General features: G+C 64.7%; 19 protein-coding genes. 7 read left to right on the top strand and 12 right to left on the bottom strand.

Features of this window, described 5'->3' with window-relative positions; all coding sequences use genetic code 11:
* Window positions 1-49 precede the first annotated feature (49 nt).
* On the bottom strand, window positions 50-1,741 hold the full coding sequence (locus ACR9ZN_RS21935) for a SulP family inorganic anion transporter (RefSeq protein WP_481273171.1): 1,692 nt from the start codon (window positions 1,739-1,741) through the stop codon (window positions 50-52).
* A 164-nt stretch (window positions 1,742-1,905) separates the two neighbouring features.
* Window positions 1,906-2,178 (bottom strand): helix-turn-helix domain-containing protein, encoded by a 273-nt coding sequence (locus ACR9ZN_RS21930; RefSeq protein ID WP_434958549.1) that lies wholly within the window; start codon window positions 2,176-2,178, stop codon window positions 1,906-1,908.
* Between the two features lie 412 nt (window positions 2,179-2,590).
* On the opposite strand from ACR9ZN_RS21930, the gene ACR9ZN_RS21925 reads away from it, so the two are divergent.
* The 5 genes from ACR9ZN_RS21925 to ACR9ZN_RS21905 all read left to right on the top strand — a co-directional run bounded on the left by ACR9ZN_RS21925 (window position 2,591) and on the right by ACR9ZN_RS21905 (window position 8,940).
* Entirely contained in the window at window positions 2,591-4,579 is a 1,989-nt protein-coding gene (locus ACR9ZN_RS21925; protein WP_481273170.1) for a hydantoinase/oxoprolinase N-terminal domain-containing protein, read from the top strand.
* 166 nt (window positions 4,580-4,745) lie between these two features.
* A complete protein-coding gene (locus tag ACR9ZN_RS21920; RefSeq protein WP_481273169.1) occupies window positions 4,746-5,462 on the top strand; it encodes an SDR family NAD(P)-dependent oxidoreductase in 717 nt (238 codons plus the stop codon).
* Between the two features lie 270 nt (window positions 5,463-5,732).
* Window positions 5,733-6,707: a GAF domain-containing protein gene (locus tag ACR9ZN_RS21915; protein ID WP_454816567.1), complete on the top strand. Its 975-nt coding sequence runs from the start codon at window positions 5,733-5,735 to the stop codon at window positions 6,705-6,707.
* A gap of 212 nt (window positions 6,708-6,919) precedes the next feature.
* A complete protein-coding gene (gene adh / locus ACR9ZN_RS21910) occupies window positions 6,920-8,437 on the top strand; it encodes an aldehyde dehydrogenase (protein WP_481273168.1) in 1,518 nt (505 codons plus the stop codon).
* A 119-nt stretch (window positions 8,438-8,556) separates the two neighbouring features.
* Window positions 8,557-8,940, top strand: coding sequence for a DUF779 domain-containing protein (locus tag ACR9ZN_RS21905; RefSeq protein ID WP_434958544.1), 384 nt, complete (start codon window positions 8,557-8,559; stop codon window positions 8,938-8,940).
* Window positions 8,941-9,092: 152 nt separating this feature from the next.
* Here ACR9ZN_RS21905 and ACR9ZN_RS21900 read toward each other — a convergent pair whose 3' ends face one another.
* The gene (locus ACR9ZN_RS21900; RefSeq protein WP_434958543.1) at window positions 9,093-9,848 is read right to left on the bottom strand and encodes an SDR family oxidoreductase; all 756 of its coding nucleotides are present in this window, start codon (window positions 9,846-9,848) and stop codon (window positions 9,093-9,095) included.
* A 150-nt stretch (window positions 9,849-9,998) separates the two neighbouring features.
* On the opposite strand from ACR9ZN_RS21900, the gene ACR9ZN_RS21895 reads away from it, so the two are divergent.
* Window positions 9,999-10,379 (top strand): hypothetical protein, encoded by a 381-nt coding sequence (locus tag ACR9ZN_RS21895; RefSeq protein ID WP_434958542.1) that lies wholly within the window; start codon window positions 9,999-10,001, stop codon window positions 10,377-10,379.
* Window positions 10,380-10,586: 207 nt separating this feature from the next.
* On the opposite strand, the gene ACR9ZN_RS21890 is transcribed toward ACR9ZN_RS21895, so the two are convergent.
* From ACR9ZN_RS21890 to ACR9ZN_RS21860, 7 genes are all read right to left on the bottom strand, one after another.
* Entirely contained in the window at window positions 10,587-11,333 is a 747-nt protein-coding gene (locus tag ACR9ZN_RS21890; RefSeq protein WP_434958541.1) for an HAD-IIB family hydrolase, read from the bottom strand.
* A 126-nt stretch (window positions 11,334-11,459) separates the two neighbouring features.
* Entirely contained in the window at window positions 11,460-12,218 is a 759-nt protein-coding gene (locus ACR9ZN_RS21885; RefSeq protein WP_434958540.1) for an ATP-binding cassette domain-containing protein, read from the bottom strand.
* 3 nt (window positions 12,219-12,221) lie between these two features.
* Window positions 12,222-13,208 (bottom strand): ABC transporter permease, encoded by a 987-nt coding sequence (locus ACR9ZN_RS21880; RefSeq protein ID WP_434958539.1) that lies wholly within the window; start codon window positions 13,206-13,208, stop codon window positions 12,222-12,224.
* Between the two features lie 253 nt (window positions 13,209-13,461).
* Window positions 13,462-14,343: a substrate-binding domain-containing protein gene (locus ACR9ZN_RS21875; protein ID WP_454816883.1), complete on the bottom strand. Its 882-nt coding sequence runs from the start codon at window positions 14,341-14,343 to the stop codon at window positions 13,462-13,464.
* A 384-nt stretch (window positions 14,344-14,727) separates the two neighbouring features.
* Window positions 14,728-15,957, bottom strand: a complete 1,230-nt coding sequence (locus ACR9ZN_RS21870) for an argininosuccinate synthase (protein ID WP_441771008.1) — start codon at window positions 15,955-15,957, stop codon at window positions 14,728-14,730.
* A gap of 234 nt (window positions 15,958-16,191) precedes the next feature.
* On the bottom strand, window positions 16,192-17,745 hold the full coding sequence (locus ACR9ZN_RS21865; protein ID WP_481273167.1) for a Ppx/GppA phosphatase family protein: 1,554 nt from the start codon (window positions 17,743-17,745) through the stop codon (window positions 16,192-16,194).
* Window positions 17,746-17,870: 125 nt separating this feature from the next.
* Complete coding sequence (locus ACR9ZN_RS21860) at window positions 17,871-18,764, bottom strand: LysR family transcriptional regulator (protein WP_441771010.1); 894 nt, start codon at window positions 18,762-18,764, stop codon at window positions 17,871-17,873.
* 103 nt (window positions 18,765-18,867) lie between these two features.
* On the opposite strand from ACR9ZN_RS21860, the gene ACR9ZN_RS21855 reads away from it, so the two are divergent.
* Window positions 18,868-20,124, top strand: a complete 1,257-nt coding sequence (locus tag ACR9ZN_RS21855) for an MFS transporter (protein ID WP_481273166.1) — start codon at window positions 18,868-18,870, stop codon at window positions 20,122-20,124.
* Between the two features lie 14 nt (window positions 20,125-20,138).
* On the opposite strand, the gene coaA is transcribed toward ACR9ZN_RS21855, so the two are convergent.
* Complete coding sequence (gene coaA / locus ACR9ZN_RS21850) at window positions 20,139-21,092, bottom strand: type I pantothenate kinase (RefSeq protein WP_434958534.1); 954 nt, start codon at window positions 21,090-21,092, stop codon at window positions 20,139-20,141.
* Window positions 21,093-21,123: 31 nt separating this feature from the next.
* Complete coding sequence (locus ACR9ZN_RS21845; protein WP_434959720.1) at window positions 21,124-21,441, bottom strand: phosphoribosyl-ATP diphosphatase; 318 nt, start codon at window positions 21,439-21,441, stop codon at window positions 21,124-21,126.
* Window positions 21,442-21,446 lie beyond the last annotated feature (5 nt).

Raw genomic sequence — 21,446 nt, 5'->3', positions numbered from 1 at the left:
GAAAATCAAGCTGTTTCACCGGAAACTTCTTCTGGGCCGGCGGGAACGTTCAGTCCGAAGCCGCGTCCCGCGGTAGCGCCAGCCGGGCCCGGAAGCGCACCTGTGGCGGGCGCACGCCGTGGGAGAGCAAGACCCGCAGCACGGCGGGACGGGCGCCGACGATCTGCACCGTACCACCCCTGCCCGCGGCCTTGCGCACCAGCCCGTGAATGGTGGCTGCAGCGGTTGAATCGATGATCGGCACGCCCGAAAAGTCGATGATAGTCGTCTTCGGATGCTCGCCGATGTCGTCGAGGGCGGCGGCGACCGTGGCGGCCGCGCCGAAGAAGAAGGCACCGGAAATCCGGTAGGCGACCACGTCGGGATTGCTGGCCAAGCCGGCCTCATAAGGCAGGGGGTCCTGATCGCTGCCGGCGTCGGACAGATCCTCTTCGACGACCGGCCGCAATGTCTCGATCTCGACCGCCTCGGCCATGCGGTGCAGGAAGAGGAGGCAACCGAGGGCAAAGCCGATCAGGATGCCCTCGGTGAGATCGCGGAACACCACCACCAGGAAAGTGACTGTCACCACCACGGCATCGCCGCGCGAGGCGCGCACCAGCGTGGCGAACTGGTGGAGCTCGAACATGTTCCAGCACACCACCGCCAGCACCGCCGCGAGGGCCGCCAACGGGATATAGCTTGCAAGCGGGGCCGCCAGCAGCATGAAGGCGAGCACGAAGAGCGAATGCAGAATGCCCGAGACCGGTCCGCGCGCCCCGGCCCGCACATTGGTGGCCGTGCGGGCGATGGTACCGGTGACGCAGATGCCGCCGAACAGGGCCGAGGCCATGTTGGCGATTCCCTGTGCCACCAGCTCGATATTGGAGCGATGGCGCCGGCCGCTCATGCTGTCGGCCACCACGGCGGAAAGCAGACTCTCGATGCCGCCCAGCAGGGCGAAGGCGATCGCGGTCGGCAGGAGTTCGATGACCTTGTCGAGCGACAGGGTCGGCAGATGAGGAGCCGGCAGCGAGCGCGGGATGCCGCCGAAGCGCGTGCCGAGCGTTTCCACAGGTATGCCCGCCAGCCAGACCAGCACGGCCGCCGTGACGGTTGCGATCAGGAAGGCGGGCCAATGGGGGCGTAGGCGCCGGATGACCACGATAAGGCCGATGGCGAAGACGGCGACAGCCGTGGCGGACAGACTGAAGCTCGGCAGGGCGGTGGCGAGCGCCTCGACCTTCTCGACGAAGGGACCGGGTTCACCATCTTTGAACGTCAGTCCGAGCAGTTCCTTGATCTGGCTGGCGAAGATGATGACAGCGATGCCGGAGGTAAAGCCGACGGTGACGGGGTAGGGAATGTATTTGATGAAGGTGCCAAGCCGGAGGGCACCTATCAAGGTGAGGATGATACCGGCCATGAAGGTGGCGAGGAGGAGGCCGTCCACGCCATGCTGTTTCACGGCGGCGGCAACCAGCACGATGAAGGCGCCGGCGGGGCCGCCGATCTGGAACCGGCTGCCGCCCAGTACCGAGACCACGAAGCCGCCGACGATGGAGGTATAGAGGCCGCGGTCCGGCGTCACGCCGGAGGCGATGGCGATTGCCATGGACAGCGGCAGAGCGACGATGGCGACCGTCAATCCGGCGAGGATGTCGGCCCTCAGCTTGTCCAGCCCGTAGCCTTCCTTGAGAACCGTCACCAGCTTGGGCGTATAGAGCTCGCTGAAGCTGGGTTCATGCACCCGGGCCGTCATTGCTTCTCTCATTTCCGGAGACGGTGCAGAGCATTCTGCAGACCGCCGCCACTCAACCTCAAAGCGTCTTGTGATCTGATCGCATCGCTTCAAATCGCAAAGACGCGTCGAACCAAAGAGGTAGAGCAGAGAAGCGTTCACGCCTGAACGCGCTTTGCTCTAGGTCAGGCCGAGGGCACCTCCGACGATTTGGGCTGTTTGAGGCGCACACCTCGCCCACCCTCGCGGCTGACAGCATTGTCGCCGATCAGCTCGACGCCGGCGCGGTCAAGCGCCTCGATCACTTTCGTCAACGTGTCGACCACACCGCGAACATTGCCTTCGCTCGCTTCCATGCGCTGAACCGTTGGCAGGGAAACCCCCGACAGGTCAGCGAGCTGGCGCTGGTCGATGCCGAGGAGGGCACGGGCAGCGCGCATCTGGGCAGCGGTGATCATAGGCAGCCTCGCATTTATCAAATACTATATTTCAATATTGATGTCTAGAACATCAATTAGAATGTTTAAGCCATCGACACTGGCGGCGCCTGCTGGAGCGTGCAGGGTTGGGAACCCACTCCCGCGCGTCCACGCCGCTTTGCCCTATAGCCGAAGCGTCCTGCGATTTCACGGAATCACCTCGAATCGCAAAGGCGCCTCGAAACGAAGAGTTAGAGCAAAGCGACGTTTCGCGTAATTGCTCTCGGTGGGGCTCTCCCTCAACGGCAGAGGGAGTAGTTGCGTTTTAGCCGAAAGGCGCTTTGCTTGAGGAAAGGCCGCCAGTGTCCAAAAAAATGCCGGTATGAGCGAGCGGCGCAGCCCGAATTCGCGTATCAGCAAAAGGACGATTGGATTGGTAGTGGCTGACATTATGGCTGTTTTGTTGGGTATCGATACGGGCGGCACCTTCACCGATGCCGTCCTCTATGACGAGGAGAAGGGCGTTCTCGCCAAGGCCAAGTCGCTCACCACCCATCATGATCTCGCCATCGGTGTCGGCGGCGCCGTCGGCGCGGTGCTGGCCCAGTCCGATGTCGCGCCCGCGCGCATCGCCCTCGTTTCGCTCTCCACCACGCTTGCCACCAACGCCATGGTGGAAGGCCAGGGCGGGCGCGTCGGCCTCGTCTATATCGGCTTCGATGCCGATGATGCCGAGCGGCCGGATCTCAAGGCGGCGTTGAACGGCGACCCGGTGTTGCTGATTGCCGGGGGGCATGACGCCATGGGCCAGGCACGCGCGCCGCTCGACGAGGTCAGGCTGATAGAACAGGCCCGTGCCTTGGCGCCGGGGCTGACCGGCTTTGCGGTGACCGGGCGCTTTGCCGTGCTCGATCCCAGCCATGAAATCGCGGCGCGCGAGGTCCTGCGGCGCGAAACCGGCCTGCCGGTCACCTGCGGCCATGAACTCTCTGCCAAGCTGGACGGGCCGAAGCGGGCCCTGACCTGTGTGCTCAATGCGCGCCTGATCCATCTCCTCGAGGCGCTGATCGCCGCGACCGAAGGCCAGCTCACCGCGCTCGGTATCGCTGCGCCTTTGATGGTGGTGCGGGGTGACGGCTCGCTGGTGGCGGCCGAGGTGGCCAAGGCCAAGCCGATCGAGACGATTTTCTCGGGCCCGGCCGCCAGCGCCGTGGGCGGAGCCTTCCTCGCCGGTGCTCCGGACGCCCTGATCTCCGACATCGGCGGCACCACCACGGATGTCGTCGTGCTGCGCGGCGCCAGGCCGCGCATCGATCCGGCCGGCGCCCTGATCGGCGGCTTCCGTACCATGGTTGAGGCCATCGCCATCCGCACCTGCGGCCTCGGCGGCGACAGCGAAGTAGCGATCGAACAGCACGGCCTGGATACCTCGCTCAAGCTCGGTCCGCGCCGGGCCGTGCCTTTATCCCTGCTTGCCGACAGCCATGCCGACCTCGTGCATTCAACGCTCGACCGCCAGCTCAGGGCCGATCTGCCCAACGACCTCTTCGGCCGCTTCGCCATGCGCCTGCATTCGCCTCTCGCGGAACTGCCGGCATTGGAGGCCGAGGTGCTGGCACGGCTGGAGAACGGACCCCAGCCCGCCGACAAGCTGATCAACAGCCGGCGCGAGCTCAATGCGCTCCAGCGCCTGGTCGTCAGGCGCCTTGCCATCATGGCAGCACTGACGCCCTCCGATGCCGCGCACCAGCTCGGCCTGCATCACGCGTGGGACAGGGGGGCGGCCGAGAAGGGACTCACTCTGTTTGCCAGACGGCGCAACGCCATGGGATTGCCCTTCGCGGACGGCGCCGAGGCGCTGGCGCGGCGGATCATCGAGACCCTCACGCGCCGTTCGGCCGAGTTCCTGCTGGAATGCGCTCTGGCCGAGGACGGCTTTCGGGAGACAGGCCTGTCGCGCCATGCCTTGTCGGTGGCGGCGCTCGACGGCCATAGCGGCCTCGTCAAGATCGGCCTGTCGCTCACGGCCCCGGTGGTCGGGCTCGGTGCCTCGGCCGCGACCTATTACGGCGATATCGCCGGCATGGTCGGCGCGCCTTCGCTGGTGCCCGAACATGCCGAGGTCGCCAACGCCGTCGGCGCCGTGGTCGGCGGCGTGCATGTTTCGGCCGAAGTGAAGGTGCTGCAGCCGGTGGAGGGAATCTTCCGGGTGTTCACGCGTTCAGGCACGCGCGACATCCTCGATCTCGCCGAGGCGCTGGGCCATGCTCAGGAGGCGGCGCGGATCCAGGCCGAGAGCGACGCCCTTACGGCGGGTGCTGCCTCGGTCGAGATTTCGGTGAGTGTGGACGAGAAGAAGATCGTGGCAGAGGGCCGGGAATTGTTCGTCGAGGCGCTGGTGACGGCCCGGGCGTCGGGCCGGCCGAGGATCAGCGCCTAGACGAAATTCCGACGCTCCTCTCGTGCCTTGATTTGACTGATCGTGCGTCGCGCGGCGGGTATGCAGGGCGTTTCGTGCATTCATTTGTTGCATCTCGTGCGTCTGGCGCAGGGTATGCGCCTTGGCCTATTGCTGACCGATCACACCAGCAACGAGCGTTGAAGCCATGCCTGATACCTTATCTCCAAAGCCTGCCGGCACCGTCCTGCTCATCGGAGCGTCCCGTGGTCTCGGCCACGCCATGGCCGTCGAATTCGTCAAGAAGGGATGGCATGTCGTCGGTACCGTTCGCGCCCGGGCAGGCAGAACGAAACTGCATGACCTAGCCGACGAACATGGCAACCAGGTCGAGATCGAAACCGTCGACATCTGCGAGCCGGCCGAGGTCGCAGCGCTCCGCGCCCGGCTGGCGGGTCGCCGGTTCGACATTCTGTTTGTGAATGCAGGCGTCACCAACGATCCCGAGGAAACCATCGGGGAGGTGACGACCGAAGAATTCATCCGTGTCATGGTCACCAATGCGTTGAGCCCCCTGCGCGTCATCGAGGACCTGGCGGATCTCGTCACTGGAACGGGCTTGATTGGCGTGATGTCGTCCGGACAGGGCAGTGTCAGCAACAACACATCTGGCATGCGTGAAGTCTATCGCGGCAGCAAGGCAGCCTTGAACATGTTCATGCGCAGCTATGCGGCCCGCCGTGCCGGGGAGGCTCACCCGATGGTGCTGATGGCTCCCGGATGGGTTCGCACCGACATGGGTGGCCCCAGCGTACGCCTGTCCATTGAAGAGAGCGTGCCGAGCCTCGTGAACGTGCTTCTCGAAAAACGCAGCAGGCCCGGCCTGGAATATCTCGACTATCGAGGGCAGACCGTCCCTTGGTGAGGGCTCCTTGAGGGCGTGCCCGTCAATTGCCAAACCCCTCAGGCCGAGCATTTCTGGCGGGCGAGGTCGCGCTCGCATTCTGCGCGATGTTGACGCATCGAATGAAGAATTCATTTTCCAAAACGTTTTGAACGATGATGAAAATCGCGACTGCGATTGACAGGGCAGGAAATTCCAGCGGAAGATGACGCCAACCGCGTCGATGTTGGGGAGCGGGCTGCCGAACTCCCCTTGTCGGAATGCATGCGGAGGGCGGAGCGAATGCCAGGAATGGGTAAGTCGGACCGTCTGCATCATGCGGATCTGGTCTATGCCACCTTGAATGACGGCACATCGGGTGCCCAGTCTGCGGTCGCGGCCTCCTGGTCGCGCTCCATGAGCCATTACGGCCTCGATCCCGATCACGCGCCGCCGCCCCTGCGCCTCGGCGAAGGCGAATTCAGGGCGGCTCTGTCGCGCATGGAACTGCTGGTCCGCCTTGCGCAGACGACGCTCGACCGCCTGTTCCAGGCCGTTGGCGACGCCGGCTGCTGCGTCCTTCTCACCGATGGAGACGGGGTGCCGCTCGACCGGCGCGGCGAGGCGGGAGACGATGCCGATTTCGAGGCGCTCGGGCTGTGGACGGGCATGGTCTGGAGCGAAAAGAGCGAGGGTACCAATGGTGTCGGCACCTGCATTGCCGAAGGGCGCGCGCTGACCATTCACCGTGACCAGCATTTCCTCACCCGCAATATCGGTCTGAGTTGCACGGTGGCGCCGATCTGGGACGCGAATGGCCGCCTGACGGGCACACTCGACGTTTCGACCTGCCGCTCTGACGTGACGCCGGCCCTGCTCAAGCTGGTGGCGGCTGCCACGAGGGATGCCGCTACCCGCATCGAGACCCAGCATTTCCGCGAGGCCTTCCGCCATGCGCGCATCATGGTCGGGCCCGATGCCGGTTCCGGACCGGTCGGCCTGCTGGCCGTGGACAGGGAGGACCTGGTCATCGGCGCCAGCCGCGCGGCGCGCCTCGTCTACGGGCTGACGGACGAGCATCTCAACCACCCCTTCCCGGCAGGCGATCTCATCGATGGCGAAAGGGTGGGGCCGGGCGAGGGGCTGCTTGCAGGCGAGCGTGCCGCCGTGCGCCAGGCGCTGTCGCGTGCCAAGGGCAATGTCTCCACGGCAGCCCGCCTCCTCGGCGTCAGCCGTGCCACCATGCATCGCAAGATCGCGCGCCTCGGCATAGGCCGCGAGAGCTGATCGGGGGGCTGGTCTTCAGACCAGCCTGGAAGGACCGAGCTGGTCGAATAGGCGGGTCCGAAGACCCGCCCCCTAAATCTGTCTCATCCCTGAGACACATTGCCCTCGTCATCGCCTGTGCCCATCCTGACAAGCAGCCTCGCCCCGCCCATCCTTCTGGCCAGACGACGCCAGTCCCAAAACCTCAATTGGCGCGCTGAAGGAGGAAATTGATGAACAAGCCCGAGATCGTCCGCTCGCCTGGAACGCTGTTCAAGCCCCGCTACGGCAATTTCATCGGTGGCCAATGGCAGGAGCCGCGCAGCGGCAAATATTTCGAGAACACCTCTCCCGTAAACGGCCGGGTCCTCTGCCAGATCGCCCGTTCCGATGCCGCTGACGTCGAAGCCGCCCTCGACGCCGCCCATGCCGCCAAGGACGCCTGGGGCCGCACCAGCGTGGCGGAACGCTCGCTGCTGCTGCTGCGCATCGCCCAGGTGATAGAAGACAATCTGGAAACGCTCGCTCTGGCCGAGACCTGGGACAATGGCAAGCCGATCCGCGAGAGCACGGCCGCCGACCTGCCGCTCGGCGTCGACCATTTCCGCTATTTCGCCGGCGTGCTGCGCGCGCAGGAAGGCGGCATCTCCGAGATCGACCACGACACGGTTGCCTATCATTTCCATGAACCGCTCGGCGTTGTCGGCCAGATCATCCCCTGGAACTTCCCATTGCTGATGGCGATATGGAAGCTCGCCCCGGCACTCGCCGCCGGCAATTGCGTGGTGATCAAGCCGGCCGAGCAGACACCCGCCTCCATCCTGGTCCTGGCCGAGCTGATCGGCGACATCCTGCCGCCGGGCGTGCTCAACATCGTCAACGGCTTTGGTTTGGAAGCCGGCAAACCTTTGGCATCCTCCAGCCGGATCGCCAAGATCGCCTTCACTGGCGAGACCACCACCGGCCGCCTCATCATGCAATATGCCAGCCAGAACCTGATCCCGGTGACGCTGGAGCTCGGCGGCAAGTCGCCCAACATCTTCTTCAAGGACGTCGCGGCCGAGGACGACGACTTCCTCGACAAGGCGATCGAGGGCTTCGTGATGTTCGCCCTCAACCAGGGCGAGGTCTGCACCTGCCCGAGCCGCGCCCTCGTGCATGAAAGCATCTACGACCGCTTCATCGAGAAGGCGCTGAAGCGTGTCGCCGCCATCAAGCAGGGCGATCCGCTCGATCCCACCACCATGATCGGTGCGCAGGCGTCCTCCGAACAGCTCGAAAAGATCCTGAGCTATTTCGATATCGGTCGCCAGGAAGGCGCCGAGGTGCTGATCGGCGGCGAGCGCAACGAACTGCCCGGTGACCTCGCCGGCGGTTATTACGTCAAGCCGACCGTGTTCAAGGGTCACAACAAGATGCGGATCTTCCAGGAGGAGATCTTCGGTCCGGTGGTCTCCGTCGCCACCTTCAAGGATGACGAGGAAGCGCTTTCCATCGCCAACGACACGCTCTATGGCCTCGGCGCCGGCATCTGGACACGCGACGGCACGCGCGCCTATCGCTTCGGCCGCGCCATCCAGGCCGGCCGCGTCTGGACCAATTGCTACCACGCCTATCCGGCCCATGCGGCCTTCGGTGGCTACAAGCAGTCCGGCATCGGCCGCGAGAACCACAAGAAGATGCTCGATCACTACCAGCAGACCAAGAACATGCTGGTCAGCTACTCCCCCAAGAAGCTTGGCTTCTTCTGATCCGTGCCGGAGCATCTTGCTCCGGGGATCGCCTTGGCCGCCCGATTCACGCCGGGCGGCCCTTTTGATAGCCAGGCAGGGTCGGAAGTGGCGATCCGTGCTGGGATGAGGGAACGATTATGCAGGACACCGCCCTCGAACGCGTGACGGCGACGCCGGCCGCCCTCGACCTGATTGCGAGCCTCCAGGCCCGCTACGGCCCAGTGCTGTTCCACCAGTCGGGCGGGTGTTGCGACGGCTCCTCGCCGATGTGCTATCCGCAGGGCGAGTTCATCGTCGGGGACCAGGACGTGCTCTTGGGCAGCATCGGCGATGCGCCCGTCTATATCAGCGCCCTGCAATTCGCCGCCTGGAGCCATACCCAGTTGATCATCGACGTGGTGCCGGGGCGCGGCGGCATGTTCTCCTTGGAGAACGGCACGGAAAAACGCTTCATCACCCGTTCGCGAACTTTCTCGGGTGAGGAGATCTGCGTGCTGCCGGCTGTGAGAAGCGGGGCCTGAGGGCCTTCCCCGGGTGCGCGGGCATCACAGCGACATGCATGCATGTCGCGATGCCCGCGGCGCGGTGTGCCGGTCTTCAGACCGGCATCTTCCTTGCCGATCTCGCCCCATCTCTCGATGGAACTGAGAAGATCGGCACGCCAATCCCGCGCTTATCCTCGCCCCACCAGCGGCATCTTGGTGGCCATTACCGTCATGAACTGCACATTGGCCTCAAGCGGCAGGCCGGCCATGTAGACCACCGCATCGGCGACATGCTTCACGTCGAAGGTCGGCTCGGGCTTGATCGAGCCGTCGGCCTGCGGCACGCCGCCCGGCATCTTGGACGCCATCGGCGTCAGCGTGTTGCCGATGTCGATCTGGCCGCAGGCGATGTCATATTTGCGCCCGTCCAGCGACGAGGATTTGGTCAGGCCGGTGACCGCATGCTTGGAGGCGGTGTAGGGCGCCGAATTCGGGCGCGGCGCGGTGGCCGAGATCGAACCATTGTTGATGATGCGCCCGCCCCGCGGTTCCTGCGCCTTCATCACACGGAAGGCCTCCTTGGTGCACAGGAACACGCCGGTAACGTTGGTGTCGATCACCGCCTTCCACTGCTCGAAGGGCAGGTCCTCGATCGGCACGCCGGGCGCGATGGTGCCGGCATTGTTGAAGACGAGGTCGACACGGCCGAGGGCGGCGACGGTGGCGTCGAACAGCGCCGCCACCGAGGCGGGGTCGGTGACGTCGGAGGGGATGGCGCGGGCAGAGGCCGCATGCGGGCTTTCGGCGATCGCCGCTTCCAAGGCCTCCTTGCGACGCCCCGTGAAGACGACAGACCAGCCATCGCCCAGCAGCGCATGCGCGACGGCCTTTCCGATGCCGCTGGCGGCGCCTGTGACGATGGCGATCTTTCCTTGACCCGACATAGGGTTCCTCCCGATTCCAATTCGATTTGTGCTGCAACGCGCAGTTCCGCCCGCCCAGGCGGGTTAGGCCTGACAGGCAGCCGCTTCCGTTGTCAGACAAATATCTCTAATCGGAAATCTCGTACAGGGCGAGCCTCCATGACAGCCATCATGACAGATCTTCACATCCGCAAGCTTTGCAACGCCCTCATCCCGAATGCGGTGCCCTCGAAGCTGGTGCCCGACGTCACCGTCAGCACGGTCGATCGGATGAGCCGCAAGATGGGAGGCCTGTGGGTCGGCGGACGTGTCGAGATCACGCCCGAAGGGTTGTCCTTCGCCGCCAATCGCCTGAACAAGGCCTTTCATATCGGCTTGCAGCCCGTGCACATCCCGATGGCTGCCATCCGCAAGGCTTGGCGGGAATTCGGTTGGGTGACCGGCATCGTCGCCGTCGAGCATGACGAAGGCACGTTCCGCTTCCGCTGCTATGGCGCCCGCAAGGTGGCGGCGGTGCTGGAGAAATATATCGCGGGGCGGCAGGAGCGGTGATGGATCGCTCGGTGAAAGGGCCTACCTTGTCCGTAGACTCGCAGCGTTCCAACATGTGGCGCAATAATCCTTCCCCGAAACCGGGGAAGGATTATTGCGTTTTGTGCGGCTCGGCCGAGATATGTGAATCAGACAGCTGAAGCCGAGGGCGATAGAGCGCACTCTACCAAGGCGCGGGAGCTCGCCGTTGTGAGGCGCCCCAGTTTCTCACCCCAGGCAGGCGATAATGGTCTCGATCACCCGCTTGGTCTCCTCCGGATCCCTGACGCGGATCGAATCGACACCGGCCTCCTTGGCCGCATAGTCGTTGCCGCCCGGGAAGAGGGCGTCACCGGCGAAGATCATCTCCTCGATGGCGATGCCCAGACGGTCGCGCAGCTTGGCGATGCCATAGGCCTTGTCGATGCCCTGCCGGGTCACGTCGATCGATGTGGCGCCGCCCATGCGCACCGAGAAATCCGGTATCGACTTGTCGAGATAGGTCTTGAGGATGGTGCGCTTCTTGAAATCGGGATCCCAGCTGTGCTTGGCCTCGAGGGGTGCCTCCTGGCCGAGTGCGGACATGGTGATCTGGCTGCCGCGATCCTCGATGCGCTCGCCCCAGATCCGCTCGGGCTTGAAGCCAGCCTCAACGAAGGCCGCCTCCAGCGCAGCAACGATGCGCTGCTTATCTTCCGTGGACAGGTCCTCGCGATAGACGGGCACCCAGGCGCCCCCATCGAAATGGAAGAATTTCGTGCCGCAGGTGGGCAGCAGATGCAGCCGGTCGAAACGATCGCCGGCGGGGAGGTTAGCGAGGAACTGCTTTTCGAATTGCGGCCAGTCGCCGCCCGAGATCACGGCGACCTGGGCGACGGTGAGAAGCTGGCCCAGGAGGGCAGCCATCTCGGCGTCGATGGCCGATTTGCTCTTGGCAAGCGTGCCGTCGAGATCGAAAATGACGAGTTTCTTCATGAAGAGCTTCGATGTCCCTGGGGAAGGAAAGAGTCCGGCCGTTATAAACGAGTTGGCCGGATGCGCCACTCTACGATGGTACAGTCGGGCTCACCCTTTCGGGGCACGCCGCTTTCCCGGGAACTCTCAGTGATCCATGCCGGTGATCACCCGTTCGACCGCCTCCACGCTGGTCGTTTTGGGATCGATGTCGTCGGCGACGACGCGGCCGCGGCGCATCACGACGATACGGTCTACCACTTGGAAGACATGATGGATGTTGTGGGCGATGAAGATGCAGGAATGGCCGGAACTGCGGGCATTGCGCACGAAGTTTAGGACGCCTTGCGTCTCCGCCACGCCCAGATTGTTGGTGGGCTCGTCGAGAATGATGAGGTCGCTGTCGAAATGCATGGCGCGGGCGATGGCCACCGCCTGGCGCTCGCCGCCGGAGAGCGAGCCGATCGGCGTGGTCGGTGCGATGTTCTTGGAGATGCCGACCCTTTTCAAGAGCGTCGTCGCGACCTCGTTCATCTTGGCCTGGTCGAGGCGGTTGAGGAAGCGCGGCCCCTTGATCGGCTCGCGCCCCAGGAAGAGGTTGCGGGCGATCGAAAGCTGCGGCACCAGGGCCGAATCCTGGTAGATCGTCTCGATACCCTCGGCGATCGCGTCGGTGGTGGAGCGCATCACCACCTTCTTGCCACGGACATAGATGTCGCCGGAGGTAGCCGCTACCGCCCCGGACAGGATCTTGATCAGGGTCGATTTCCCAGCCCCGTTGTCGCCGAGCAGCCCGACGATCTCGCGCCTGTTCACCGTGAGGGTGACGTCCTCGATGGCGCGGATGCGGCCATAGGACTTGGCGATGTTCTGCATGCGGACGAGTTCTTCTTGAGGTTCAGCCATCGCTCATCTCCCTTCCTGGTGCCGGCGGTCGAGCCATGAATGCAGCGCCATCATGCCTAAGATGATCGCGCCGATGAAGATGTTGTAGGCCAGACCCGGCACGCCGATCAGCACGATGCCGTTGCGCATCACGCGCAGGATGAAGATGCCGAGCACGGTGCCGATGATGGTGCCCCGGCCGCCGGTGAGCGCGGTGCCGCCGATCACCACCATGGCGATCACCTCCAATTCATAGCCCGTGCCCGAATTGGGATTGGCCGAGGCGGTCCGGATCGATGAGATGATGCCGGCAAAGGCCGAGAGCACCGAGCACAGGATGAAGAGCCAGACCTTGGTGGCATCGACATTGACGCCGCGCGCCCGCGCCGCATTGGGATTGCCGCCCGCCGCCTGGATCCAGTTGCCGTATTTGGTCTTGGTCAGGACATAGCCGAGCACGACGGCCGCGATGGCGAACCAGAGCAGGGACATGTAGACGCGAAAGCCACCGATATAGAAGGTACCGACCAGGATGTCGGCGAGTGGCTGGTCGCCCGCATTCCAGGTGCGCTGGGGAAAGCCGTTGGTGACGAAGAGGGCCGTGCCGCGCACCACCAGGAGCATGCCGAGCGTCACCAGGAAGGAGGGGATCTTCAGCCTGGTGACGAAGAGGCCGTTCACCCAGCCGATCAGCGCCGCGACGACGAGCGCGACGAGGAAGGCTACCCATAGCGGGGTCGCACCGCTGTTGAACAGCGTCCACATCAGCACCGGCGAGAAGCCGAAGAGCGAGCCGACCGAGAGATCGAACTCACCCGAGGTCATCAGCAGCGTCATCGCCAAAGCGATCAGGCCGAGCTCGACGGTAAAGGCCAGGATGTTGCTGAGATTGTCGGCGGAGAGGAAGTCGGGGTTGATGCCGCCGAAGATGGCGAGTTCGATGACCAGGAGCACGAAGGGGCCGAATTCGGGCCGGGCGATCGCGCGCTGGAGCAGGGAGCGTTGTTCCACGAGAATTCCTTGGCGGGTGATGGAGGCGGATGCGGAAGGGGCGCTTCGGGGGCGGTGTGATGATATTGAGATTGGCTCGACATTTGTCATTGCCGGGCTTGACCCGGCAATCCAACCTGCCGCGCAGGCGGTGGCCCGGCCTCCTGGATGCCCGGGTCAGACCCGGGCATGACAACGGTCCGTGTCTCCTACGATATCAAAAGAGGCCACCGCGCTGGACAGCCATTCCCGGCCGTCCGCGCCTGTGAATGCCCTATTTCTTGCCGCTCAGGATGTCGTCATATTGCTGGGCGGCATCCTTCTCGTAGAGCGCGCCGGTGATGACGTTGAAGCCGGGGCGGATGCCGCTCGACGCCATGGCCGCCATCGACAGAGCGATATAGCTGGTCGCCTGCGGATCCTGCCATTGGGCGGCGTTGACATAGCCGTTCAGCACTTCCTGGGTGGTGTCGAGCGAATTGCCCCAACCGACGACCGGGATCTCGCCGGGCTTGACGCCGACCTGGTCGAACACTCGTTTGATGCTGCCGGTGACGAGATCTCCCAGGCCGATGATCGCCTTGATCTTCTTGCGGTTGGTGGTGAGGTAGTCGGTCATGCGCGAGATGACTTCGGCCTGGTCGAGCGTGGCCTCGGTGATCTCCCAGGTGATGCCGAGCGGCTTGAACACGCTGGAAATGCCCTGCTCCTCCTGCACGCCATAGGTGGCGCCGGGGATCTCCACCGGCATCCAAACGAAATCGCCAGCCTTCACCAGCTTCTTGTCGACCAGATATTGGGCCCAGGCCGCGCCAAATTTGACGTTGTCGCCGCCGACATAGGCACCGAACTTGGCTTGGGGGTCGGGCGTGTTGAAATTGATGATCGGGATCTTCTTGGCGTTGGCTTCCTCGACCACCTTGATCAGGCTGCCGGGATCGGGGCTGGTGGTGACGATGCCGGCGGCGCCCGCCGCGATCGCCGCGCGCACGGCTTCCTGATGGGAGGCGACGTCGCCATTGTGGAAGGAGGTGTTGACCGTGTTGCCGGTGTCACTGGCCCATTGCTTGGCGCCCGCCAGGAAATAGGTCCACACCGGGTCGGCCGGACCGCCATGGGATATCCAGTAGAATGTCTTCGGGGCGGCTTGCGCCATCGGGAGAGAGGCAGCCAGCGCCAATATCGCGCCGGCAACAGCCAAGACGAATTTCCTGATCATGGGGGTGCCTTGCTCGTGTTCCGGTCTCTGGAGGACCAACAGGCACGATCATTGCAATTGTATTACGATTAATCAATGCGATCTTTGATATGAGATCGTATCATCACAGAGCATTCGTCGGGGGGATCGAAAGAAAGTGACTCATTTTACTTCAAGGGTTCATCTTGCGGCGCAGAAATTATTTGCTGCAATGCATCAAAGTTAACACGCTATCGTTCCGCTGGGCTTGGATGCTGTCGATCTGAAGCGCTTTGACAAATAAAAAGCCCTTCCCTGGGTGGGGAAGGGCAGTGAGCAATTTCAAACTTGATGCGAACCGGATCAGACGCCCAGCTTGCGTTTGCGGCTGCCGAGGGTGCGCAGGCGCAGGGCGTTGAGCTTGATGAAGCCGGCGGCGTCGCGGTGGTCATAGGCCACGGCGCCTTCCTCGAAGGTGACGAGGTCCTGGCTGTAGAGCGAGTTGGGGCTCTCACGGCCGATGACATGCACGCCGCCCTTGTAGAGCTTGAGGCGCACCGAGCCCGTCACCGCTTCCTGGCTCTTGTCGATCAGGGCCTGCAGCATTTCGCGCTCGGGCGAGAACCAGAAGCCATTGTAGATGAGCTCGGCATATTTCGGCATCAGCTCATCTTTGAGATGCGCTGCGCCACGGTCGAGCGTGATGCTCTCGATGGCACGGTGGGCCGGCAGCAGGATGGTGCCGCCGGGCGTCTCGTACATGCCGCGCGACTTCATGCCGACGAAGCGGTTCTCGACGAGATCCAGCCGGCCAATGCCGTTGATGCGGCCGAGTTCGTTGAGCTTGGCGAGCAGGGTGGCCGGGCTCATCTTCACGCCGTCGATGGCGACGGCGTCGCCCTTCTCGAAGTCGATGGTGATGACGGTGGGGGTGTCCGGCGCATCTTCCGGATTGACCGTGCGCGAATAGACGTAATCGGGCACCTCGATCGCCGGATCCTCCAGCACCTTGCCCTCGGAAGAGCAGTGCAGCAGGTTGGCGTCGACCGAGAAGGGCGCCTCGCCGCGCTTGTCCTTGGCGATCGGAATCTGGTGCTCTTCGGCGAACTTGATCAATTGTTCGCGCGAGCGCAGGTCCCATTCGCGCCAGGGGGCGATGATGGTGACGTCGGGCTTGAGGGCGTAGTAGCCGAGCTCGAAGCGCACCTGGTCGTTGCCCTTGCCGGTGGCGCCATGGCAGACGGCGTCGGCGCCGGTCTTCTCGGCGATCTCGATCTGCTTCTTGGCGATCAGCGGGCGGGCGATCGAGGTGCCGAGCAGATAGACGCCTTCATATTGGGCATTGGCACGAAACATCGGGAAGACATAGTCGCGCACGAATTCCTCGCGCAGGTCCTCGATGTAGATGTTCTCAGGCTTGATGCCGAGCAGCAGCGCCTTCTGGCGCGCCGGCTCCAATTCCTCGCCCTGGCCGAGATCGGCGGTGAAGGTGACGACCTCGCACTTATAGGTCGTCTGCAGCCATTTCAGGATGATCGAGGTGTCGAGGCCACCGGAATAGGCGAGCACCACCTTCTTGACGGATTGAGACATCAAAGAGCCTTCGGGTTGGGATGGCACCGGGCAGGGAACCCGGCGACGAAAATCGCGCGCGACTATAGTCAGCCGGTGCAACAAGACAAGCGTGGGAGGCGCTCCTTCGGAGCTGGAATTCGCTGCCCTCTGCGCCTTCGAGGGATTTTCTCCCACAGCGACCAGCCGCGAGCCAGTCAAGAATTGTGATCGATCGGAGCAAGAACCTTGAAGTGAGACGCCTGGCGAGGCCGATCAACCCTCTTGGGCGAGCTCGGTGATCTCCGAGAACTTGACCCCGGCCGCGGCGGCCAGCAGGGACAGGCGCTCGCTCACCGCTTCGCTGTCCGGCACGCGGGCCGAACGGCCGACTTCCAGGCGGAGGCGGTTGGAGCCGATGGAGAGGCGTGAATTGGCCAGCACGGCCGGCGTACCGCCGGACAAGCGGTAGGCCACCAGCAAAGCCCGTCCAAGAATCTCGGCGCGGCGACGATCCGCCGGGGACAGCAACTTCAAGGCCCCGGCGAGATAGGGCGCATCGAGCCGGCCGGCGTGACGGGCGTGAAGCGCGACGGCGAGAAAGGCCCGCTCGGCGTGATCCAGGCCGATGAAGGGAAATTGCAGCACGCGGCGGTGGCTTTCCTCCGCCCGTATGTCGGGATGGTCGCGCCAGCCGAGGTCCGAGAGCGCACACAAGGTCACGCGCAGGCGCTTTTCGGCCGGACTCTCGTCCGGGAACAGCCCGGCGGTCCAGGCAACCAGAGCGGGAGGAAAGTCGGGCACGCGCGAACCCGGCAGCCCGATCAACTGGGCGCCTTCGACCAAGGGATCGAGATAGCGCTCCTCGGCGTCGAGCTGCGAGTAGAGCCAGCCTTCCCTTAGGCCGAGGGCCGAGAATACCACCTCGTCCGGCGTCAGATATTTGAGCACGCGGTCCAGCACCAAGGCGGCGGCAGGCATGGTTCGCGCGCGCCGACGCGATATGCCCGGCAATTCGGCGATCTTGGCCAGGGGCAGGCGCAGCAGCGTCTTGGCAAAGGCCCGGGCTTCGGTCGCCGGGATGCGATAGCCGTGCACCACGGGAACCGGCGCCGCATTCAGTGCCATATGGGCCTTGGCGAGTGTCCGCCATCCCCCGCCGACGGCAAAGAAGATCGGCTGTTTCAGGAAGGAGGCGGGCGTTTTATCCTTCAGCAGTGCATCGATCCGCCGTTTCGCATCGTCCGGGCCCTGCATCAGCGCCTCGACCGGCAGGGCCCCCAGGGGGAAGCTGACCCAGTCCTCGCCGACCCGGTCATCCAGGGCGGCGGCCAACTCCAGGCTGCCCCCACCCATGTCGCCGACGATGCCGACGGGCCGGTGAAAGCCGGAGATCACGCCAAGCGCCGCAAATCTCGCCTCCTCGGCGCCGCTGAGGATGCGGACATCGACGCCCGCCTCCGCGCGAATGGCCTCGACCAGATCCTTGCCGTTCTCGGCCCGGCGCACCGCCTCCGTCGCGGTGGCATCCAGGCGCGCCACGCCCATGGCATCGGCCACGGCGCGAAAACGTCGCACGGCCTCGACCGTCCGCTGGAATCCCTCGACGGAGATCAGGCCGGTCTGGGCCAGCCCTTCACCGAGACGACAGAGCGATTTTTCATTGAAGCGCGGCAATGGGGCCCGGCCAAGCTGGTCGTAGACCACCAGGCGGACCGAATTGGAGCCGATGTCGATGACGCCATAATGCGCTCGATCGAGGCGTCCCGCCCGCTTCGGATCGAGGTCGAGCGGACGATGAACGGCTGCCGTGCCGGTGCTGGTCTCCATGAAGCGCTCCCAATGACTGCCGGGAATCTGGCGTTGGTTCCAGAATTGCCGGGATCATGGCGGAACCAGGGGGCTTCGTCCATCCGCAGGATGGGGAACGCAGCCCGTCGTCGAGAGCATCTTTCTCAGATCCGCTCGCCCGTCAGCCGGTGGGCGAGCATCTCGACGAAAAGGCGGGTTCGGGCCGGCGTGCCGGCCTGGGCGGGCCACACGGCGCTCACCGGCGTCGGCGGCGGCTCGTAGTCGGGGAGCAGCACTTCCAGGCGACCATCGTCGATTTCCCGTCGTACCTGCCAGAGCGGGGCGATGCCGATACCGGCGCCGAGGGCGACGGCTGCATTGGCCGCGGCGGCATCGTTGCATTTCATCGCGCCTTTGACCGGGATGCGCACGAGCCGGTCCCCGATCATGAACGGCCAGGCATCGCCCTCCGGCCCGATGGTGCGGATGACGCAGCGGTGGGCGGCAAGCTCGGCCGGCAGGCGCGGCCGGCCATGCTGCATCAGATAGGCCGGCGCGGCCACCACCACGCGGCGCAACTGGGTGATCTTGCGCGACCGCAGGCTGGCAGCGCCGAGATCGCCGACCCGGATCGCCACGTCCAGGCGTTCTTCGATGAGATGGGAGAAGGCGTCGTCCAGCACGAACTCGATCTCGACCTCCGGATAACGCTGGGCGAAGGCCACGGCGGTCGGCACGACGAATTGCGCGGCGAAATGGATCGAGGCACTGATGCGGAACAGGCCGGCGATGCGCTGCCCCTCGCGCTGGGCCTGCGAGCGGGCATCGTCGATGTCCTTCAGGGCCGCGCGCAGCCGCTCGCGCAGGAGCATCCCGGTCGGCGTCGTCTGCAGGCGACGCGTGGTGCGCCGGATGAGCTCGACGCCCAATTCCGCCTCGAGTGTGGCGATCGCCCGGCTTACCGCCTGCAGCGAGCGGTTGAGATGATGTGCCGCTGCCGTCAGGCTGCCGCGCTCGACCGTTTCGACAAAGGCTTCATATTGCTCAAGGCTCGCCATATTATCACGAATAAAGGAATAATTATTCAAGAATAATAGCAATTATCACCATAATCGGATGGATGCAAACTGCGACCCGATTTTCTCATTGGGAAAGAGCATCATGCCCTCCACCTCGACCGCCGGAATGGCGCAGGCGCCCGCCGAACCGGTTGACGGCCTGTCCGCCGGCCTGACCCTGCTGTTCGCGTCTGCTGTCGCCATCGTCGTTCTCGGCCTGTTTGCCTCGCAGCCTCTCATCGGCCTGATCGGCCCGGCCTTCGGCCTCGATGCCGCCGAAGCCGGGCTCGTCACCACGCTCACCTTGCTGGGGTATGCCAGCGGCCTGTTTCTGTTGGTGCCGCTCACCGACATCGTCGAGAACCGGGCGCTGATCGTGGCGACCCTGGCCGTCGACGTGCTGGCCCTAGCTGCGGTCACCTGCGCGCCGACGCCGGCTCTTTTCCTCGGCGCCTGCTATGTCGCGGGGCTGACGGCGAGCGCCATCCAGATGCTGGTGCCTGCGGCGGCGCAATTGAGCCCGGCGAGCCAGCGCGGCCGGGTGGTCGGCAATGTGATGAGTGGCCTGATGTTCGGCATCCTGGTCTCGCGGCCGGCCGCCAGCCTCGTGGCGGAGATCGCGGGCTGGCGCTGGTTCTATGGCGGCCTTGCCATCCTGGTGGCCCTGCTGGCGGCGAGCCTGGCCTTCGTCATTCCTCAGCGCCGGCCGGCCGGTGGCGTCGGCTATCTCGGCCTTATAGGCTCACTGTGGACGATCCTGCGACAGGAACCGGTGCTGCAGCGGCGGGCGCTTTATCAGGCTTTGTGCATGGGGGCGTTCGGCGTGTTCTGGACCTCGGTGGCGTTGCGCCTTGCCGAGGCGCCCTTCGGGCTTGGCCAGACGGGGATAGCCCTGTTTGCGCTGGCGGGTGCGGCCGGTGCCGTGGTGGCGCCGCTGGCCGGACGGGCCGGGGATCGGGGCCGGACGCGCTGCGCCACTCTGCTCGCTCATTGCGCCGTGATCTGCGCCATGGCCTTGGCCGAGATCGGCGGCGATCTGATGACCCGCAGTGCATCGCCGCCTTCGTCGCCCGTCGCCCTGGCGGTGCTGGCCACCGCCGCCATCCTGCTCGACCTCGGCGTCGTCTGCGACCAGACTCTGGGGCGCCGCGCCATCAACCTGCTGCAGCCGGAGGCGCGCGGGCGCATCAACGGCCTGTTCACCGGCCTGTTTTTCATCGGCACGTCGGTGGGATCGGGTCTGTCGGGCGTGGCCTGGATCGCGGCCGGCTGGCCCGGCATCTGCGCGGTAGGCGCGGCTTTCGGTCTTGCGGCCCTGGCGACCTTTCTCACCGAGAGGGCCGGAGCCCGGGCGCCCTGAGACTATCCTCGGGCTCACAACTTCCGGAGCGAAACCTGCTCGATGTCGTGGCTGTCTCCCTTGCGCAGGATCAGATCGGCGCGCGGGCGGGTCGGCAGGATGTTCTCGATCAAATTGGGCTGGTTGATACGGCTCCACAGGCCAAGTGCCGTCTCCAGGGCTTCGGCCTCGGTCAGGTCGGCATATTTGTGGAAGAAGGAGAGCGGGTTGCGGAAGGCCGTCTCGCGCAGGGTCATGAAACGCTCGACATACCAGCGCCTGAGCAGCGGTACCTCGGCGTCGAGGTAGACGGCGAAGTCGAAGAAGTCGGAGGTGAAGGGGATCGCCTTGCCGTCGCGGGGAAGGCGAGCCGGCTGCAAGACGTTGAGCCCTTCGACGATCAGGATGTCGGGCTGGTCCACCGTGACGATCTCGCCCGGCACCACGTCGTAGACGAGATGGGAATAGACCGGCGCCGTGACCTTGCCCTGGCCCGCCTTGATGTCGGCCAAGAAGCGCAGGAGGCGCTGGGTGTCGTAGCTTTCCGGAAAGCCCTTGCGCTCCATCAGCCCATGCTCGCGCAGGAAGGCATTCGGAAACAGGAATCCGTCGGTGGTGATCAGGTCGACCTTCGGCGTGTTCGGCCAGCGCGTCAGCAATTGGCGCAGCACGCGGGCGGTGGTCGATTTGCCGACCGCGACCGAGCCTGCCACGCCGATCAGATAGGGCACCTTGCCGTCGCGGGTGCCGAGAAAGCGCTGGGTTGCGCGATGCAGGCCCTGCGTCGCCGCGACATAGAGCGAAAGCAGGCGCGACAGCGGCAGGTAGATTTCCTCGACGTCGGTCAGCGAGACCGGGTCGTTGAGGGCGCGCAGGCGGTCGAGCTCGGCCGCCGTCAAGGTCATGGGTGTGTCGGCCCTCAGCTTGGCCCACTCGCTGCGAGTGAATACCGAATAGGGGGAGACCGGCGACTTCACGAGTTGATCCATGGCGTTTGCCTGCCCCCTCAATTGATTGGCGTCACTTCGGACGGGCCGCTTTTTCGGCAAGGCCTGATTGCCCGGTGCGCCGCTCGAGTTCCTGCAGGACCGACGCCAGCGGGATGTCGCGTGCCTTGAGGCCAACGAGCAGATGATAGAGCACGTCTGCGGCCTCCGAGACGATCGGGCCTTCATCGCCTTCGGTGAGGGCGATCACGAACTCCACTGCCTCCTCTCCGAACTTCTTGGCGGCACGCGGCGGCCCGCCCGCCAGCAGCTTGGCCGTCCAGGACTGCTCCGGCGGCGCCTTGGCGCGCTCCGCCACCCGGGCTTCGAGATCGTTCAGCGAAAAGCTCATGCCGC

It is taken from the genome of Labrys sp. HAY1-8F (assembly GCF_056754975.1).
Note: the sequence above shows the minus strand (reverse complement) of the source record. Positions and strands in the feature narration are given on the sequence as shown.

What these genes read in the sequence shown, in the direction of transcription:
- ACR9ZN_RS21855 (WP_481273166.1), top strand. Translation starts at nt 18,868, where the DNA reads ATGCCCTCCACCTCGACCGCCGGAATGGCGCAGGCGCCCGCCGAACCG.
- ACR9ZN_RS21860 (WP_441771010.1), bottom strand. Translation starts at nt 18,764, where the DNA reads ATGGCGAGCCTTGAGCAATATGAAGCCTTTGTCGAAACGGTCGAGCGC.
- ACR9ZN_RS21920 (WP_481273169.1), top strand. Translation starts at nt 4,746, where the DNA reads ATGCCTGATACCTTATCTCCAAAGCCTGCCGGCACCGTCCTGCTCATC.
- adh (WP_481273168.1), top strand. Translation starts at nt 6,920, where the DNA reads ATGAACAAGCCCGAGATCGTCCGCTCGCCTGGAACGCTGTTCAAGCCC.
- ACR9ZN_RS21895 (WP_434958542.1), top strand. Translation starts at nt 9,999, where the DNA reads ATGACAGATCTTCACATCCGCAAGCTTTGCAACGCCCTCATCCCGAAT.
- ACR9ZN_RS21875 (WP_454816883.1), bottom strand. Translation starts at nt 14,343, where the DNA reads ATGGCGCAAGCCGCCCCGAAGACATTCTACTGGATATCCCATGGCGGT.
- ACR9ZN_RS21900 (WP_434958543.1), bottom strand. Translation starts at nt 9,848, where the DNA reads ATGTCGGGTCAAGGAAAGATCGCCATCGTCACAGGCGCCGCCAGCGGC.
- ACR9ZN_RS21925 (WP_481273170.1), top strand. Translation starts at nt 2,591, where the DNA reads ATGGCTGTTTTGTTGGGTATCGATACGGGCGGCACCTTCACCGATGCC.
- coaA (WP_434958534.1), bottom strand. Translation starts at nt 21,092, where the DNA reads ATGGATCAACTCGTGAAGTCGCCGGTCTCCCCCTATTCGGTATTCACT.
- ACR9ZN_RS21865 (WP_481273167.1), bottom strand. Translation starts at nt 17,745, where the DNA reads ATGGAGACCAGCACCGGCACGGCAGCCGTTCATCGTCCGCTCGACCTC.
- ACR9ZN_RS21890 (WP_434958541.1), bottom strand. Translation starts at nt 11,333, where the DNA reads ATGAAGAAACTCGTCATTTTCGATCTCGACGGCACGCTTGCCAAGAGC.
- ACR9ZN_RS21935 (WP_481273171.1), bottom strand. Translation starts at nt 1,741, where the DNA reads ATGACGGCCCGGGTGCATGAACCCAGCTTCAGCGAGCTCTATACGCCC.
- ACR9ZN_RS21930 (WP_434958549.1), bottom strand. Translation starts at nt 2,178, where the DNA reads ATGATCACCGCTGCCCAGATGCGCGCTGCCCGTGCCCTCCTCGGCATC.
- ACR9ZN_RS21870 (WP_441771008.1), bottom strand. Translation starts at nt 15,957, where the DNA reads ATGTCTCAATCCGTCAAGAAGGTGGTGCTCGCCTATTCCGGTGGCCTC.
- ACR9ZN_RS21905 (WP_434958544.1), top strand. Translation starts at nt 8,557, where the DNA reads ATGCAGGACACCGCCCTCGAACGCGTGACGGCGACGCCGGCCGCCCTC.
- ACR9ZN_RS21845 (WP_434959720.1), bottom strand. Translation starts at nt 21,441, where the DNA reads ATGAGCTTTTCGCTGAACGATCTCGAAGCCCGGGTGGCGGAGCGCGCC.
- ACR9ZN_RS21915 (WP_454816567.1), top strand. Translation starts at nt 5,733, where the DNA reads ATGGGTAAGTCGGACCGTCTGCATCATGCGGATCTGGTCTATGCCACC.
- ACR9ZN_RS21885 (WP_434958540.1), bottom strand. Translation starts at nt 12,218, where the DNA reads ATGGCTGAACCTCAAGAAGAACTCGTCCGCATGCAGAACATCGCCAAG.